The sequence below is a fragment of the Halomonas sp. HP20-15 genome (assembly GCF_033446685.1).
In the GTDB taxonomy this organism is placed as follows: domain Bacteria; phylum Pseudomonadota; class Gammaproteobacteria; order Pseudomonadales; family Halomonadaceae; genus Modicisalibacter.
Genome location: NZ_JAWQLY010000017.1, coordinates 38,990 through 53,301, shown reverse-complemented (window position 1 = coordinate 53,301; position 14,312 = coordinate 38,990). Strand labels below are relative to the sequence as shown.

14 protein-coding genes are annotated in these 14,312 nt (G+C 66.5%); 9 read left to right on the top strand and 5 right to left on the bottom strand.

Translation table 11 applies throughout. From position 1 onward, the window contains the following. Nucleotides 1-192 precede the first annotated feature (192 nt). On the bottom strand, nt 193-1,392 hold the full coding sequence (tyrS, locus tag R6258_RS17525; protein WP_318453049.1) for a tyrosine--tRNA ligase: 1,200 nt from the start codon (nt 1,390-1,392) through the stop codon (nt 193-195). A 121-nt stretch (nt 1,393-1,513) separates the two neighbouring features. Between tyrS and R6258_RS17520 the strand changes: the two genes are divergently transcribed. Further along, nucleotides 1,514-2,632, top strand: coding sequence for an anhydro-N-acetylmuramic acid kinase (locus R6258_RS17520; RefSeq protein ID WP_318453047.1), 1,119 nt, complete (start codon nt 1,514-1,516; stop codon nt 2,630-2,632). Nucleotides 2,633-2,657: 25 nt separating this feature from the next. Here R6258_RS17520 and R6258_RS17515 read toward each other — a convergent pair whose 3' ends face one another. Together R6258_RS17515 and R6258_RS17510 are read right to left on the bottom strand one after the other, a co-directional pair. Continuing rightward, on the bottom strand, nt 2,658-3,803 hold the full coding sequence (locus R6258_RS17515; protein WP_318453045.1) for a PilT/PilU family type 4a pilus ATPase: 1,146 nt from the start codon (nt 3,801-3,803) through the stop codon (nt 2,658-2,660). A 26-nt stretch (nt 3,804-3,829) separates the two neighbouring features. Continuing rightward, nucleotides 3,830-4,879, bottom strand: coding sequence for a type IV pilus twitching motility protein PilT (locus R6258_RS17510; protein WP_318453043.1), 1,050 nt, complete (start codon nt 4,877-4,879; stop codon nt 3,830-3,832). A gap of 40 nt (nt 4,880-4,919) precedes the next feature. Between R6258_RS17510 and R6258_RS17505 the strand changes: the two genes are divergently transcribed. The 5 genes from R6258_RS17505 (at nt 4,920) to metW (ending at nt 9,024) form a co-directional block, all read left to right on the top strand. Beyond that, nucleotides 4,920-5,627 (top strand): YggS family pyridoxal phosphate-dependent enzyme, encoded by a 708-nt coding sequence (locus R6258_RS17505; protein ID WP_318453041.1) that lies wholly within the window; start codon nt 4,920-4,922, stop codon nt 5,625-5,627. A gap of 66 nt (nt 5,628-5,693) precedes the next feature. Next, nucleotides 5,694-6,521 (top strand): pyrroline-5-carboxylate reductase, encoded by an 828-nt coding sequence (proC, locus tag R6258_RS17500; protein WP_318453039.1) that lies wholly within the window; start codon nt 5,694-5,696, stop codon nt 6,519-6,521. Nucleotides 6,522-6,607: 86 nt separating this feature from the next. Continuing rightward, nucleotides 6,608-7,198, top strand: coding sequence for a YggT family protein (locus R6258_RS17495; protein ID WP_318453036.1), 591 nt, complete (start codon nt 6,608-6,610; stop codon nt 7,196-7,198). Between the two features lie 72 nt (nt 7,199-7,270). After that, nucleotides 7,271-8,428, top strand: coding sequence for a homoserine O-succinyltransferase MetX (gene metX, locus R6258_RS17490; RefSeq protein ID WP_318453035.1), 1,158 nt, complete (start codon nt 7,271-7,273; stop codon nt 8,426-8,428). After that, complete coding sequence (gene metW, locus R6258_RS17485) at nt 8,428-9,024, top strand: methionine biosynthesis protein MetW (protein ID WP_318453033.1); 597 nt, start codon at nt 8,428-8,430, stop codon at nt 9,022-9,024. Before metX ends, metW begins: the two co-directional genes overlap by 1 nt. On the opposite strand, the gene sfsA is transcribed toward metW, so the two are convergent. Beyond that, complete coding sequence (gene sfsA, locus R6258_RS17480) at nt 9,008-9,766, bottom strand: DNA/RNA nuclease SfsA (protein ID WP_318453031.1); 759 nt, start codon at nt 9,764-9,766, stop codon at nt 9,008-9,010. The two genes, metW and sfsA, sit on opposite strands and share 17 nt — an antisense overlap. Before the next feature lies 1 nt (nt 9,767). Beyond that, entirely contained in the window at nt 9,768-10,937 is a 1,170-nt protein-coding gene (locus R6258_RS17475; protein WP_318453029.1) for an aminotransferase class I/II-fold pyridoxal phosphate-dependent enzyme, read from the bottom strand. A 248-nt stretch (nt 10,938-11,185) separates the two neighbouring features. Between R6258_RS17475 and dksA the strand changes: the two genes are divergently transcribed. From dksA to R6258_RS17460, 3 genes are all read left to right on the top strand, one after another. After that, a complete protein-coding gene (gene dksA, locus R6258_RS17470) occupies nt 11,186-11,623 on the top strand; it encodes an RNA polymerase-binding protein DksA (protein ID WP_031385282.1) in 438 nt (145 codons plus the stop codon). 89 nt (nt 11,624-11,712) lie between these two features. After that, a complete protein-coding gene (gluQRS, locus tag R6258_RS17465) occupies nt 11,713-12,603 on the top strand; it encodes a tRNA glutamyl-Q(34) synthetase GluQRS (RefSeq protein WP_318453027.1) in 891 nt (296 codons plus the stop codon). A gap of 238 nt (nt 12,604-12,841) precedes the next feature. Then, nucleotides 12,842-14,236 (top strand): sigma-54 dependent transcriptional regulator, encoded by a 1,395-nt coding sequence (locus tag R6258_RS17460; RefSeq protein ID WP_318453025.1) that lies wholly within the window; start codon nt 12,842-12,844, stop codon nt 14,234-14,236. Nucleotides 14,237-14,312 lie beyond the last annotated feature (76 nt).

Below are 14,312 nucleotides of genomic sequence, written 5' to 3'. Positions count from 1 at the left end.
TGGGTCCGTCGTGAGCAGCGGATGCGTACTTTACGGCCCGCGAGCGTCGCTGACAAGCCCCTGGGGCGAAAAAAGTGCGTACGCTTCAGAACGCGCTTATCCACACCCCCAAGCAAACCTTCGCGCGAAACCGGTTGTGGATAACCCAACGCCCGCACAAGGCGGGCGTCGGTGGCGGATCTCGGACAACGATCAGCTCAGCGTGACCCGCGCATAGCGCTTCTTGCCGGCCTGGATCACATAGCTTCTGCCGGTATCGAGCATATGATCGCGCGCGACCACCTCGCCATCGACCTTGACCCGACCATTGCCGAGCATGTCCTTGGCCTGGGCGCTGTTGTTGGCGAGATTGGCACGGTTGAGCACGGCGCCGATCGGCGCCTGGGGGTTGCCTTCAAAATCAACCACCACTTCCGGCAGGTCCTCCGGCAACTCGCCCTCGGCCAGTTGATTGCCGGCCGAGCGATGCGCATTGGCGGCGGCTTCTTCACCATGGTAGCGGCCGATCAATTCACGGGCGAGCTCCATCTTGACGTCGCGCGGGTTGGCCCCGGCCTCGACATCACGACGCAGCGCCTCGAACTCCTCGTTGCTCTTGAGCGAGAGCAGCTCGAAGTAGCGCCACATCAGGCTATCGGGCATCGACACCAGTTTGTTGAACATCGCCCCCGGCGCCTCGTCGAGCCCTACGTAGTTGTTAAGCGACTTGGACATCTTCTGCACGCCGTCGAGCCCTTCGAGCAACGGCATGGTGATCACCACCTGCGGCGGCTGACCGAAGTGCTTCTGAATCTCACGACCCATCAGCAGGTTGAACTTCTGATCGGTACCGCCAAGCTCGACATCCGCCTCGAGCGCCACCGAATCGTAGCCCTGGACCAGCGGATAGAGGAATTCATGGATCGAAATCGACTGATTGGCCTTGTAGCGCTTCTCGAAATCGTCGCGCTCGAGCATGCGAGCCACGGTCGACTGGGCGGCCAGCCCGATCATGTCCGCGGCGGAGAGCTTGTTCATCCAGTCGGCATTGAAGGCGACGATGGTCTTCTCGGGATCGAGGATCTTGAATACCTGCTCGCGGTAGGTCTTGGCATTGGCCTTGACCTCTTCTTCGGTGAGCGGCTTGCGGGTGACGTTCTTGCCGGTGGGATCGCCGATGCGGCCGGTGAAATCGCCGATCAGGAAGATCACCTCGTGGCCCAGCTCCTGGAACTGGCGCATCTTGGTCAGCAGCACGCTGTGCCCCAGGTGCAGGTCGGGCGCGGTGGGGTCGAAGCCGGCCTTGATACGCAGCTTGCGCCCGGAAGCCAGCTTTTGTTCCAGCTCCTCCTCGAGCAGAATCTCGTGGGCGCCGCGCTTGAGCAGCGCCAGCGCATCGGCGACGTCGGTCATCGTGCCCCCTTTCTATTTAAACAGTGGCCTGGCATTAAAACGCTTGCCTGGAAGAATGGGGCAGGATGTTAGCATGTCTTGACTTGGCGGTTGAGCGCCATTAACGCAGAGAGAGGCCCTTATGCCGTTGTTCGTTGGCTTGATGTCCGGGACCAGCCTGGACGGAATCGATGCCGCCCTGGTGCGTTGCGGCGAAGGCCGCCCCGAACTGGTCGATGCGCTGGGCATCGACATGCCCGACAGCCTGCGCCAGGTACTGTTGATGCTCTGCCAGTCGCGCCAGGCGAGCTTCGCCGATCTCGCCTACGCCGAGCATGCGCTCTGCGAGCTGCAGGCCGAGGCCGTCGCCCGGCTGCTTGCCGCCAACGGCTTGAACACCGGGGCCATCACGGCCATCGGCAGCCACGGCCAGACCATCGAGCACGCCCCGCACGGCATATCGCCCTATACTTGGCAGCTCGACAACCCCAGCCTGCTGGCCGAACTCACCGGCTGCCCGGTGGTCGGCGACTTCCGGCGCCGCGACCTGGCCGCCGGTGGACAGGCCGCACCGCTGGCTCCGGCCTTTCATGCCGCGCTGTTTCGTGACACCCGCGAGTGGCGGGTGGTGCTCAACCTCGGCGGCTTCGCCAACCTTACCCTGCTGCCCCCCACCGGGATCGACAAACCGATCATCGGCTTCGACACCGGCCCGGCCAACGCTCTGCTGGATGCCTGGTACGCACGCCACCAAGGCGGCCATTTCGATGCCGATGGGCAATGGGCCGCGACGGGCGAGGTCAACCAGCCGTTGCTGGAGCGCCTGCTCGACGATCGCTTCTTTCATCAACCGCCGCCCAAGAGCACCGGTCGCGAGTACTTTCACCTCGACTGGCTGGCGGAACATGCCAACGGCAGCGAAGCGCCGCAGGACATCCAGGCCACGCTTGCCGAACTGACCGCCGCCAGCGTGGCCCTGGGCATCGAACAAGCACTCGCCCAGCAAGGCGCCAAGGGGTCGCTGTCACTGATTCCCTGCGGTGGCGGCACGCGCAACGATGACTTGCTGGCCCGTCTGCAACGCCGTCTGCCAGCGCTGGCCCTGGCGCGCTGCGAAGATTTCGGCTGGTCGGCCGACTGGCTGGAAGCCGGCGCTTTCGCCTGGTTGGCCTGGTGCCGCCTGGAGGGGCTGCCCGGCAACCTGCCCAGCGTCACCGGCGCCGCTGGAGCGCGGGTCCTCGGCGGCCTCTACAGCGCCTGAAGGGCATCACTTAAGGCAGCCAGGCTCACTCGAAGTCGTCGCTGGCCCGCAGCGATAGCCGGCTCGCGGCGTCCAGCGTCGAGCCGGCCCCCTGGGCACCCTGGCCATACTTGATCATCATGCGCAGGTCGTTGGCGGAATCGGCATGCACCAGCGCGACCTCCTGGCTGATGTCGCCACGCTGATAGAGCTCGAACAGCGCCTGATCGAAGGTCTGCATGCCCAGGTCGCGCGAACGCGCCATCAGCGCCTTGATCTCGCCGGCCTCGCCCTTGCGGATCAGCTCGCTGACCAGCGGCGAGCGCAGCAGCACCTCGATCGCCGGCGCACGCCCCTGGCCGTCCTGACGCGGCAGCAACTGCTGGGCGACGATCGCCTGCAGGTTGAGCGACAGATCGAGCCAGACCTGCTCGTGGCGTTCGCTGGGAAAGAAGTGAATGATCCGATCGAGCGCCTGATTGGCATTGTTGGCGTGCAGCGTCGCCAGGCACAGATGGCCCGTCTCGGCGAAGGTCAGCGCCTGCTCCATGGTCTCGCGGGAACGGATCTCGCCGATCATGATCACGTCGGGCGCCTGACGCAGGGCGTTTCTCAGCGCCACCTCGAAGGATTCGGTATCGATGCCCACCTCGCGCTGGTTGATGATTGCCCGGCGATGCTGGTGGATGTACTCGATGGGATCCTCGATGCAGATGATGTGGCCGCCAGCGTGATCGTTGCGATACTGGATCATCGACGCCAGGGTCGTCGACTTGCCCGCCCCGGTGCCGCCGACTACGAATACCAGGCCGCGCTTGAGCGAGACCAGTTCACCCAGCGTGGCCGGCAGCGACAGCGCCTCCAGTGATGGGATGTCGTAGGCGATACGCCGCACGACCATGGCCATCTGACTGCGCTGATAGAAGGCGCTGATGCGAAAGCGCCCCTTGCCCGGCAGGCTGAGCGCGAAGTTGGCCTCGCGATGGGTCTCGAAACGCTCGCGCGCCCCCTCGGGCAGCGCCGCCAGGACCAGTTCGCGCACCTGATCGACGCTCAACGCCGTATCGCCCAGCGCCACCAGCTTGCCGCTGATCTTCAGCGATGGCGGCGCGTTGGTCGACAACAGCATGTCAGACGCCTGCTTGTCGATCATGATGTCCAGCAGCTGATGCAACCATTCACCCGGTGTCATGCGCCCTCCTATGGCCGATTAGCCGGTTATTGCGCGCTGCCGGCTTCGGGCAGATGGCCCTTGGCCTTGCTCTGGGCTTCTTCGCGGCTGATCACGTGCTGGCTGACCAGCTTGGCGAGTGCCGTATCGAGCGTCTGCATGCCCTGGTTGCCGCCGGTCTGGATCGCCGAATAGATCTGCGCCACCTTGTCCTCGCGGATCAGATTGCGTACCGCCGAGGTCGCCACCAGGATCTCGTGGGCGGCGACCCGCCCGCCGCCGTTGCGCTTGAGCAGGGTCTGCGAGATGACCCCCTGCAGCGACTCCGAGAGCATCGAGCGCACCATCGACTTCTCGTCGCCGGGAAACACGTCGATGATCCGGTCGATGGTCTTGGCCGCCGAGGTGGTGTGCAGGGTGCCGAATACCAGGTGACCGGTCTCCGCCGCGGTCAGCGCCAGGCGAATGGTTTCCAGGTCGCGCAGTTCGCCGACCAGGATCACGTCGGGATCCTCGCGCAAGGCCGAGCGCAACGCCTGAGTGAAGCCCTGGGTATGACGGTGCACTTCACGCTGGTTGATCAGGCTGCGCTTGCTGGCGTGAACGAATTCGATCGGATCCTCGATGGTCAGGATGTGATGATGCTGGGTGTCGTTGATGTAGTCGATCAGCGCCGCCAGGGTCGTCGACTTGCCCGAGCCGGTCGGCCCGGTCACCAGCACCAGCCCACGCGGTAGCGCGGCGAAGCGCCTAAACACATCGCCCAGGTCGAGTTCATCGAGGGTCAGCACGCGTCCGGGAATGGTCCGAAATACCGCCCCGGCACCGCGATCCTGATTGAAGGCGTTGACACGAAAGCGCGCCACCCCTGGCACCTCGAAGGAAAAGTCGGTTTCCAGCTGGGCTTCGTAGTCGCGGCGCTGCCGGTCGCCCATGATGTCGTAGATCATCTTGCGGACGTCGCGGTCGTCCATCGCCGGCACATTGAGGCGGCGGATGTCGCCATCGACACGGATCATCGGCGGCAGCCCGGCGGAAAGGTGCAGGTCTGAAGCGTTCTGCTTTGCCGAAAATGCCAGGAGTTCGGTAATATCCATTCGATTCCCTACTTACATTTCTTATAAGGTCGATGCCAGTATGCCAGACGTTCCGGTCAGCGATGCACTCGCCCATGCGCGCCGCAGGCTGGTCGACGCCCTGGCGCGGGCCGGGCGCGACGGCGAGGCGGCGCAGTTGCTGGCGGTCAGCAAGACCAAACCCGCCGCGTTGATTCGCCAGGCCTACCGGGCCGGGCAGCGCGATTTCGGCGAGAACTATCTGCAGGAAGCGCTCGACAAGCAGGCCGAACTCGCCGACCTGGATGCTATCGTCTGGCATTTCATCGGCCCTTTGCAATCCAACAAGACCCGCGCCGTCGCCGAGCACTTCAACTGGGTACACAGCATCGAGCGCGCCAAGACCGCCCGTCGACTGTCCGAGCAGCGCCCTGCCGCCCTCGGCCCGCTGAACGTCTGCCTGCAGGTCAACGTCAGCGGCGAAGCCAGCAAGTCGGGCGTCAGCCCCGACGAGCTCGAGACGCTGGCCCGCGAGGTCGCCGGGCTGCCCAACCTGCGGCTGCGTGGTCTGATGACGATCCCCGCGCCGGCGGAGGGGCTCGACGCCCAACGTCGGCCACTGGCGGAGTTGCGCCGGCTCAAGGAGCGCCTCGACGCGCAGTTGCCCGAGCTTGCGCTCGACACCCTATCGATGGGCATGAGTGACGATCTGGAAGCCGCGGTACTCGAGGGCGCCACCCTGGTGCGCCTGGGCACGGCGATCTTCGGCGCCCGCGCCGGCCGTCCTTGAGCGCCACGAGAAAGTTCCACATCACGGAGTGCTGCGACTCCGTACACAGCGACAAAGGACACTAGCATGGCAAGCCAAGTCACCTTCATCGGCGCCGGCAACATGGCCAGCGCAATCTTCGGCGGCATGATCGAGGCCGGCTATCCGGCCTCGGCGATCACCGCCACCGCGCGTCGCCGTGAAACGCTCGAGCCGCTCGCGGCGCGCTATGGCCTCAACGTCACCACCGACAACGCCGCCGCGGTGGCCAACGCCGATGTCGTGGTGCTGTCGGTCAAGCCGCAGCTCATGCGCGAAGTCTGCGAGCAACTGCGTGACGCCGTGCAGGCGCGCCGGCCGCTGGTCGTCTCGGTGGCCGCCGGGTTGAGTGCCGAGACGCTGGATGAATGGCTCGGCGGCGGGCTGGCAGTGGTACGCTGCATGCCCAATACGCCGTCGCTGGTCGGCGCCGGTGCCTCGGGGCTGTACGCCAACGCCCGGGTCAGCGACGAGCAGCGCCGGCTCGCCACCGGCCTGCTCGAGCCGGTGGGGCTGGTCGAATGGGTCGACGACGAATCGCTGATCGAGGCCGTCACCGCGGTCTCGGGCAGCGGTCCGGCCTATTTCTTCCTGATCTTCGAGGCGCTCGAGGAAGCCGGCAGGCGGCTCGGCCTGCCCGCCGACAGCGCACGCCGATTGGCCTTGCAGACCGGCTTCGGGGCGGCGAGGATGGCCCAGCAGAGCGAATTCGAGCCGGCCCAACTGCGCCGCAACGTGATGTCGCCGGGCGGCACCACCGAGCGCGCCGTGCATTGCCTGGAGGACGGCGGCCTGCGCGAGCTGTTCGCCGAGGCCACCGAAGCCTGTGCCGCGCGGGCCCGCGAAATGGCCGCCGAGCTCGGCAAGAAAGACTAAATCAAATGCCGCGACACGCCCTGCGCCCAGACCCGGCGTGTGCGCGTGAATCGGCCTGACGGTTCGAATCGACACGGAGGAGTTCCATGGGGAGTCAACTGGGCGGGGCCGGCCTGATGCTGGTCAACATGCTGATCAACATCTACCTGTTTCTGCTGATGCTGCGCTTCTTGCTGCAGGCGTCGCGGGCCGATTACTACAACCCGCTCAGCCAGTCGGTGGTCAAGGTCACCCAGCCGGTGGTCAAGCCGCTGCAGAGCTTCCTGCGCCCGGTCGGCCCGTTCGACCTGGCCACGCTGGCGGCCGGCTTCATCATCAAGGCACTGAGCATCATCCTGATCATGCAGTTGGCGATCGGCGGACTGCCGCCGCTGGTGGGGATCGCCATCGCCTCGCTGGCGGCGCTGGCCAGCGCGATTCTCAAGATCTACTTCTTCGCGCTGATCGGCATGATCATTCTCAGCTGGGTCGCCCCCCAGGCCAGCCACCCCGGCGCAATCCTGATCATGCAGCTGGTCGAGCCGATCATGGCCCCGGTGCGCAAGGTCATACCGCCGCTGGGGATGATAGACCTGTCGCCTATCGTGGTGTTCATCATCATCAACCTGATCGATAGCCTGGTGGTCGGTTCGCTGACCCGCGCCGCCGGCATTTCGGGCATGCTGGTCGGCCTCTAGGTCGCACGCCGACAACTCAATACAAGACGGGGCCGATGAGCCCCGTGCCGGACACTGGACACGACACGCTCGATGACTGAATCGCTTCCCGCCGACTCGGTGGGCCTGGTGACGCCACAGCGCCAGCACTTCGAGGCGCCGCTGCCGCTGGCCTGCGGCAAGACGCTGCCGGCCTACGAGCTGGTCTACGAGACCTACGGCGAACTCAACGCCCAGCGCGACAACGCCGTGCTGATCTGCCACGCCCTGTCGGGGCACCATCACGCCGCCGGCTATCACAGCCTGGAAGAGCGCAAGCCCGGCTGGTGGGACGCGCATATCGGCCCGGGCAAGGCGCTGGATACCAACCGCTTCTTCGTCGTCTCGCTGAACAACCTGGGCGGCTGCCATGGCAGCACCGGGCCGTGCAGCGTCAACCCCGAGACGGGCCGGCCCTGGGGCCCCGACTTTCCGGTGATGACCGTCGCCGACTGGGTGCACAGCCAGGCCCGGCTGGCCGACCGGCTGGGCATCGAGCGCTTCGCCGCGGTGGTCGGCGGCAGCCTCGGCGGCATGCAGGTGCTGCAGTGGGCGCTCGCCTACCCCGAGCGCATCGCCAACGCGGTGGTCATCGCCGCCACGCCGCGGCTGTCGGCGCAGAACATCGCCTTCAACGAGGTCGCCCGTCAGGCAATCCGCTCGGATCCCGACTTCAACGACGGCTGGTACCATCAGCACGGCACGATGCCCAAGCGCGGGCTCAAGCTGGCGCGCATGGTCGGTCACATCACCTATCTGTCCGAGCACTCGATGGGCGCCAAGTTTGGCCGCGACCTGCGCAGCGACGAGCTCAACTTCGGCTACGACGTCGAGTTCCAGGTCGAATCCTATCTGCGCTACCAGGGCGACGCCTTCTCTACCGCCTTCGATGCCAACACCTACCTGCTGATGACCAAGGCGCTCGATTACTTCGATCCCGCCGCGGCGCACAATGGCGATCTCGCCGCCGCCCTGGCGCCGGCCAGTTGCCGTTTCCTGGTGGTCAGCTTCTCCACCGACTGGCGCTTTGCGCCGGAGCGCTCGCGCGAGCTGGTCGACGCGCTGATGCGCGCCGGCAAGCCGGTCAGCTACGCGGAGATCGACTCGCCGTTCGGTCACGACGCCTTCCTGCTGCCCGATACCCGTTACCAGGCGGTATTCGGCGGCTTCATGAAGCGCGTGGCCCACGAACTCGACCTGGAGGGCCATTGATGCGCGCCGACCTCGCACTGATCTACCGCTGGGTGCCCCAGGGCGCCAGGGTGCTCGACCTGGCCTGTGGCGATGGCGAGCTGCTCGACGCGCTGGCCCGCGAAAAGGGAGTGTTCGGCTACGGCCTGGAGATCGCCCCCGAGGGCATCACCGCGTGTCTCGAGCGCGGCGTCAACGTCATCGAGCAGGATCTCGACCAGGGCCTGGCCAATTTCGAGGACGACGCCTGCGACCTGGTGATCATGACCCAGGCGCTGCAGGCGCTGCGCCGCCCCGACATGATGCTCGACGAGATGCTGCGGGTCGGCTGCGAGGCGATCATCACCTTCCCCAACTTCGCCTACTGGCGCCATCGCCTGTATCTCGGCTTCAAGGGTTACATGCCGGTGTCGCGCTCGCTGCCGCACGCCTGGTACGACACCCCCAACATCCACCTGTCGACCTTCAACGATTTCGAGAAGCTGTGCCGCGACAAGGGCTTGGTGATCACCGACCGGGCAGTCGGCACCGGCGAGCACGAGCGCAACCGCGCCAGCCGCATCTGGCCCAACCTGTTCGGCGAGATCGCCATCTTCCGCGTCAGTCGGCGTCGCTAGCCGGCGCCAGCTCACGCTCGAGCGAAACCGGCAGCCGCGCGGCAAGGCTGATCGTTGCCGGCCGGGTCGCCTGGCGCTCCACGCGACAGCCATAGGCCAGCACCTCGACCCCGCACTTCGCCACCCGCCGCAGCGTGGTCGCATAGTGCGCATCAATGTGCGCCGCCGGCGCGACGCTGGTTATTCCGGTGTGCGCCACGCAGAACAGCAGCACCGCCCGCTGGCCGCTAGCGGCCAGCTCGGCCAGCGCTTCCAGGTGACGCGTGCCGCGGGCACTGACCGCATCGGGGAAATAGCCGTGGCCGTCGGTCTCCTGCAAGGTGACCTGCTTGACCTCCACGAACGCCGTACCATGCTGCGGATCGTCGAGTCGGAAGTCGAGCCGCGAGCCAGCGACCTTGGCCTCGCGCTTGAGCTGCGCGTAGCCGGCCAGTTCCGGCACCCGCCCCGCCGCGAGCGCCTCGGCGACGATCGCGTTGGTGCGCCCGGTATGCACCGAGGCGCTCGCCAGCGTGCCGTCGGCCTGGGGCAGCTCGATGAGTTCCCAGGTCCAGGCCAGCTTGCGCGCCGGGTTGCTGCTCGGCGCCAGCCATACCCGGCAGCCGGGCACGTTGACCGCACGCATCGAGCCGGTATTCGGGCAATGCGCCACCACCGTCTCGCCGCTGGCCAGTTCGACGTCCGCGAGAAAGCGCTTGTAGCGCCGCCGTAGAGTGCCCGGCACCAGTTCGGGATAGTCCATGTCAGGCTCCCGCCTGGCGCGTCAGGAAGCGCTCGAGGCGATGCAGCGCCTCTTCGAGCCGGGCGACGTCGTTGGTGAAGGCGATCCGCACATGGTGCTCGCCGCCGCGTACCGCGAAATCGATCCCCGGAGTGATGGCGACGTTTTCCTCTTCCAGCAGTCGCTGGCAGAAGGCCTGGCTGTCGCGGGTATGGCGCGATACATCGAGCCACAGGTAGAACGCCCCCTGCGGTGGCTGCGCTGGCGCCAAGCCCAGCCGCTCGAGCCCCGCCAGCAGCACGTCGCGACGCCGGTGCAGTTCGTGACGACGGCGCTCGAGTTCCACCCGGCATTCCGGCGTGAATGCCGCCAGCGCGGCGTGCTGCGACAGCGTCGGCGCGGCCAGGAACACGTTCTGCGCCAGCCGCGTCAGCGGCTCGATGGCGGTTTCGGGCGCCACCAGCCAGCCCAGTCGCCAGCCGGTCATGCCGAAGTACTTCGAGAAGCTGTTGACGATGAACGCATCGGGGGCGACCGACGCTGCGCTTAGCGGCTCACTGTCGTAGGTCAGCCCCTGGTAGATCTCGTCGACCAGCAATGCCCCGTCGCGTGCCGCGACCACCTCACCCACGGCCTTCAATTGCCCGGCGTCGAGCATGTGCCCGGTAGGGTTGGACGGCGTGGCCAACATCGCCAGCCGCGTGTTCGCCTGCCAGTGTCGCGCGATGAGCGCGGCGTCGAGCTGCCAGCCGCTCTCGGGGCCGACCGGCAGGCAATCGACCTGGGCATCGGCGAGCGCCATGAAGTGGCGATTGCAGGGATAGGTCGGATCGGCCATCAGCACCCGCTCGCCGCGACTCACCAGCAGTTGGCTGGCCAGCAGCAGCGCCCCGGAAGCCCCCGGGGTGACCAGGATCCGCGCCGGATCGATGCGGGTGTCGAAATGCTCGGCATAGTGTCCGGCGATCGCCTCACGCAGCGCCGGAATGCCGCCCGCCGGCGTATAACGGGTCTCGCCCCGGGCCAGCGCCCGTTGGCCGGCCTCGACGACCGGCTGCGGCGTGGCGAAATCCGGCTCGCCGACTTCCAGATGGATGACATCGTGACCCGCCGCTTCGCGGGCCTGGGCCAGCTCCAGCAGATGCATGACACGAAACGGTTGCACCCGGTCGATGCGTTCACTCCAGTGCATTGTTGCTTCCTTTAGTCGCGCCTTTTCGAGCCGTCGGCGACCCGACGGCGGCGGTCAGTTGTCCATGCCCGACGACATGCGTCAAGATTCCTCGGCGCACTGACGTTCAATGGTTGCAATGCCGGCGCTTTTTCGCTAAATAAGCAAGGCTTCGGGTGGGCATGCCATCCGCGGAGCCGCCGATTCGACGTGGCGGGCTCCGAGCGGCCGGGCATCGGCCCCAGTCACTTGAGTAATGAGGCAGCCCCATGCCAGTAGCAGAACAGAAGACGGAAGCGCCAAAGAAATTCACCCCGTACGAGCCGGCACCGGGTGAAGAGTATATGAACGAGCAGCAGCTGGAGCACTTCCGACAGATCCTGCTCGGCTGGAAACAGGATCTCATGGAAGAGGTCGACCGCACCGTGCGTCACCTGCAGGAAGACGCCAACAACTATGCCGATCCAGCCGATCGGGCGACTCAGGAAGAGGGCTTCAGCCTGGAGCTGCGCACCCGCGACCGCGAGCGCAAGCTGCTCAAGAAGATCAACGAAACGATCGAGAAGATCGACGAGGACGATTACGGCTTCTGCGAGGCCTGTGGCGTCGAGATCGGCATCCGCCGGCTCGAAGCCCGCCCCACGGCCACCTTGTGCGTCGACTGCAAGACGCTGGCGGAACTCAAGGAAAAGCAGCTTGGCGGCTGAGTGATCGGTCGGTCGAGACGGGCGCCCCAGTGGCGCCCGTTTGCTTTTTCGGGGCCGGTCGAACTCCCGGCCCCTCCGAGGAGATAGCGATGCCCGGGTATCGTGGACGCTTTGCCCCGACCCCTTCGGGACCTTTGCATTTCGGTTCGCTGGTCGCCGCGCTGGCCAGCTTTCTGGACGCCCGTCGCGTCGGCGGCGAGTGGCTGTTGAGGATCGAGGACGTCGATCCGCCGCGCTGCCCACCAGGCACCGGCGACACCATACGTGATCAGCTCGAGGCCTATGGCCTCACCTGGGACGGTCCGGTGATGACCCAGAGCGAGCGCGACGGGCCTTATCAGGCCGCGCTGGCACGGCTGGCCGAGCAGGGTCTGGCCTACCCCTGCAGCTGCTCACGCAAGGAGTGGCACGACCACCCGATCTACCCCGGCTGGTGCCGCACCGGCCCGCTGCATCCCGAGCGAGCAATGGCCTGGCGGCTACGCAGCGACCTGGGGGCGCGTCCAGTGGGTTGGCACGACCGCCTGTTCGGCGAGCAGCGTTTTGACCCGGCGGCGCTGGGCGATGTGGTGCTCAAGCGCAAGGAGGGCTTGTGGTCCTATCAACTGGCGGTGGTGGTCGACGACGCCGAACAGGGCATCAGCGATGTGGTGCGCGGCGCCGACCTGCTCGACAACACGCCCTGGCAGCTCCAGTTGCAGGCGGCATTGGACCATCCGCAACCTCGTTACCTGCACCTGCCGCTGATCGTCGCCGCCAACGGCCAGAAACTCTCCAAGCAGAATCGGGCCGCCGCGCTGCCGGTCGAAGGCGATGCCCCGCGTGACTATCTGCACCAGGCGCTCGTCGCGCTAGACCAGGCGCCGCCCCGCGAGCTGGCCACGGCGCCGGTCGCGGACCAGCTCAGCGAGGCGATCGCCGCCTGGGATCCTGCTCGCCTGCATAGCGAGGCCAAGCGCCAGACGCCAGACCCGGCCTGACGCCGTCGGCCATCGCCGCGAATACGACTCAGGTCGGGTTGAGTACCCGGTCGGGATGTCCCTACACTCGCTCTTTCCCTTCTAGTCGGCGCGCCTTGCACCAGAACGGGCCCGACACGGCCGGGGACTTGATCGCTGCCGCCCGGGCGGGTCAGGATACCGTCAGGCCGGCCAGCGCCGCGACACGCGCATCGTCCCTGTGGCCCGACCCACCCGAACCGAGGATGGTTGAAACACGATGCCCCAGATTCTGATCGTCGACGATGAAGCCACCTCTCGACTGGCGCTGCTCCGTCTGCTCGAGCGCGGGGGCCACCGCGTCAGCGAGGCTACGTCGGTCATCGAAGCCCACCAACTGGATCTGACGCGATTCGACCTGATCATCAGCGCCCTGCAATTGTCGGACGAGCCGGGTACCGCACTGATCGACGCCGCCGATTCGGTGCCGGTACTGATCACGACCCGTCACGCCAGCGTCCGTTCGGCGGTCGAGGCGCTCAAGCAGGGTGCGGTGGACTTCGTCACCCAGCCCTTCGATCCCGAAGAATTGCTCGCATGCGTGGCCCGGGCGCTCGACGAGCACGCTCCCCGGCACACCGACAGGCTCGATGCGCAGCGCGGCGACGTCACCCCCCTGGGAATGGTCGGTCACTGCCCCGGCATGCGCACGGTATATACACGGATTCGCAAGACCGCGCCCGCGGACGTGACGGTGCTCATCCAGGGCGAGTCGGGCACCGGCAAGGAGCTCGTGGCGCGCGCCATCCATCGTCAGAGCCGTCGCGTCAAGGCGCCGCTGATCTGCGTCAACTGCGCAGCGATCCCCGAGACGCTGATCGAGTCCGAGCTGTTCGGCCATGAGAAAGGTGCCTTCACCGGCGCCAGCGCCGCCCGCACCGGGCTGGTCGAGGCTGCCGACGGCGGCACGCTGTTCCTCGACGAGATCGGCGAGTTGCCGCTCGATGCCCAGGCCCGGCTGTTGCGCGTGTTGCAGGAGGGCGAGATCCGCAAGATCGGCTCGGTCGAGACTCGCCATGTCGACGTCCGCCTGATCGCCGCGACCCACCGCGATCTCAATGCGCTCTCCAAGAGCGGCGGGTTCCGCCTCGATCTCTACTACCGGCTCAATGTCATGCAGATCGACCTGCCGCCACTGCGCGAGCGCGAGGACGACATTCTCGAGATCGCCGACGTGCTGCTTGCCGCCGCTTGTCGCCGCCATGCGCGTGGCGGCCTCAAGCTATCGCGCACCGCGCGCCGCGACATCCGCGACTACCCCTGGCCCGGGAACGTCCGCGAGTTGGAAAACGCCCTCGAACGCGGGGTGATTCTCGCCGAGGGCAATCTCATCCATCCCGACGACCTGGGTCTCGGCCCGGTCATTGCTCGCCCCGCCCCGGCGCGCAGCGCCAGCGCCGTAGCGGCCGGCGCCAGCCGCCCCGACAGCGCCACCACCGAGGAAGAGGACCTGTCCCTCGAGGATTATTTCCAGCATTTCGTCCTCGAGCATCAGGACCAGATGAGTGAAACCGAGCTCGCTCGCAAGCTGGGAATCAGTCGCAAGTGCCTGTGGGAACGTCGTCAGCGCTTGGGAATTCCTCGCAAGAAGAGCCCGCGGAGCCGCTCGGCGTAATCCTTTCGCAGAATTCGCGACCATGGTCTAACAGCAAGCGGCAGCGCTTGTATGGATGATGGGGCCAGTTCGAGAC

What these genes read in the sequence shown, in the direction of transcription:
- R6258_RS17515 (WP_318453045.1), bottom strand. Translation starts at nt 3,803, where the DNA reads ATGACACCGGGTGAATGGTTGCATCAGCTGCTGGACATCATGATCGAC.
- dksA (WP_031385282.1), top strand. Translation starts at nt 11,186, where the DNA reads ATGCCAGTAGCAGAACAGAAGACGGAAGCGCCAAAGAAATTCACCCCG.
- gluQRS (WP_318453027.1), top strand. Translation starts at nt 11,713, where the DNA reads ATGCCCGGGTATCGTGGACGCTTTGCCCCGACCCCTTCGGGACCTTTG.
- R6258_RS17475 (WP_318453029.1), bottom strand. Translation starts at nt 10,937, where the DNA reads ATGCACTGGAGTGAACGCATCGACCGGGTGCAACCGTTTCGTGTCATG.
- tyrS (WP_318453049.1), bottom strand. Translation starts at nt 1,392, where the DNA reads ATGACCGACGTCGCCGATGCGCTGGCGCTGCTCAAGCGCGGCGCCCAC.
- R6258_RS17460 (WP_318453025.1), top strand. Translation starts at nt 12,842, where the DNA reads ATGCCCCAGATTCTGATCGTCGACGATGAAGCCACCTCTCGACTGGCG.
- R6258_RS17495 (WP_318453036.1), top strand. Translation starts at nt 6,608, where the DNA reads ATGGGGAGTCAACTGGGCGGGGCCGGCCTGATGCTGGTCAACATGCTG.
- proC (WP_318453039.1), top strand. Translation starts at nt 5,694, where the DNA reads ATGGCAAGCCAAGTCACCTTCATCGGCGCCGGCAACATGGCCAGCGCA.
- R6258_RS17520 (WP_318453047.1), top strand. Translation starts at nt 1,514, where the DNA reads ATGCCGTTGTTCGTTGGCTTGATGTCCGGGACCAGCCTGGACGGAATC.
- R6258_RS17510 (WP_318453043.1), bottom strand. Translation starts at nt 4,879, where the DNA reads ATGGATATTACCGAACTCCTGGCATTTTCGGCAAAGCAGAACGCTTCA.
- R6258_RS17505 (WP_318453041.1), top strand. Translation starts at nt 4,920, where the DNA reads ATGCCAGACGTTCCGGTCAGCGATGCACTCGCCCATGCGCGCCGCAGG.
- metX (WP_318453035.1), top strand. Translation starts at nt 7,271, where the DNA reads ATGACTGAATCGCTTCCCGCCGACTCGGTGGGCCTGGTGACGCCACAG.
- metW (WP_318453033.1), top strand. Translation starts at nt 8,428, where the DNA reads ATGCGCGCCGACCTCGCACTGATCTACCGCTGGGTGCCCCAGGGCGCC.
- sfsA (WP_318453031.1), bottom strand. Translation starts at nt 9,766, where the DNA reads ATGGACTATCCCGAACTGGTGCCGGGCACTCTACGGCGGCGCTACAAG.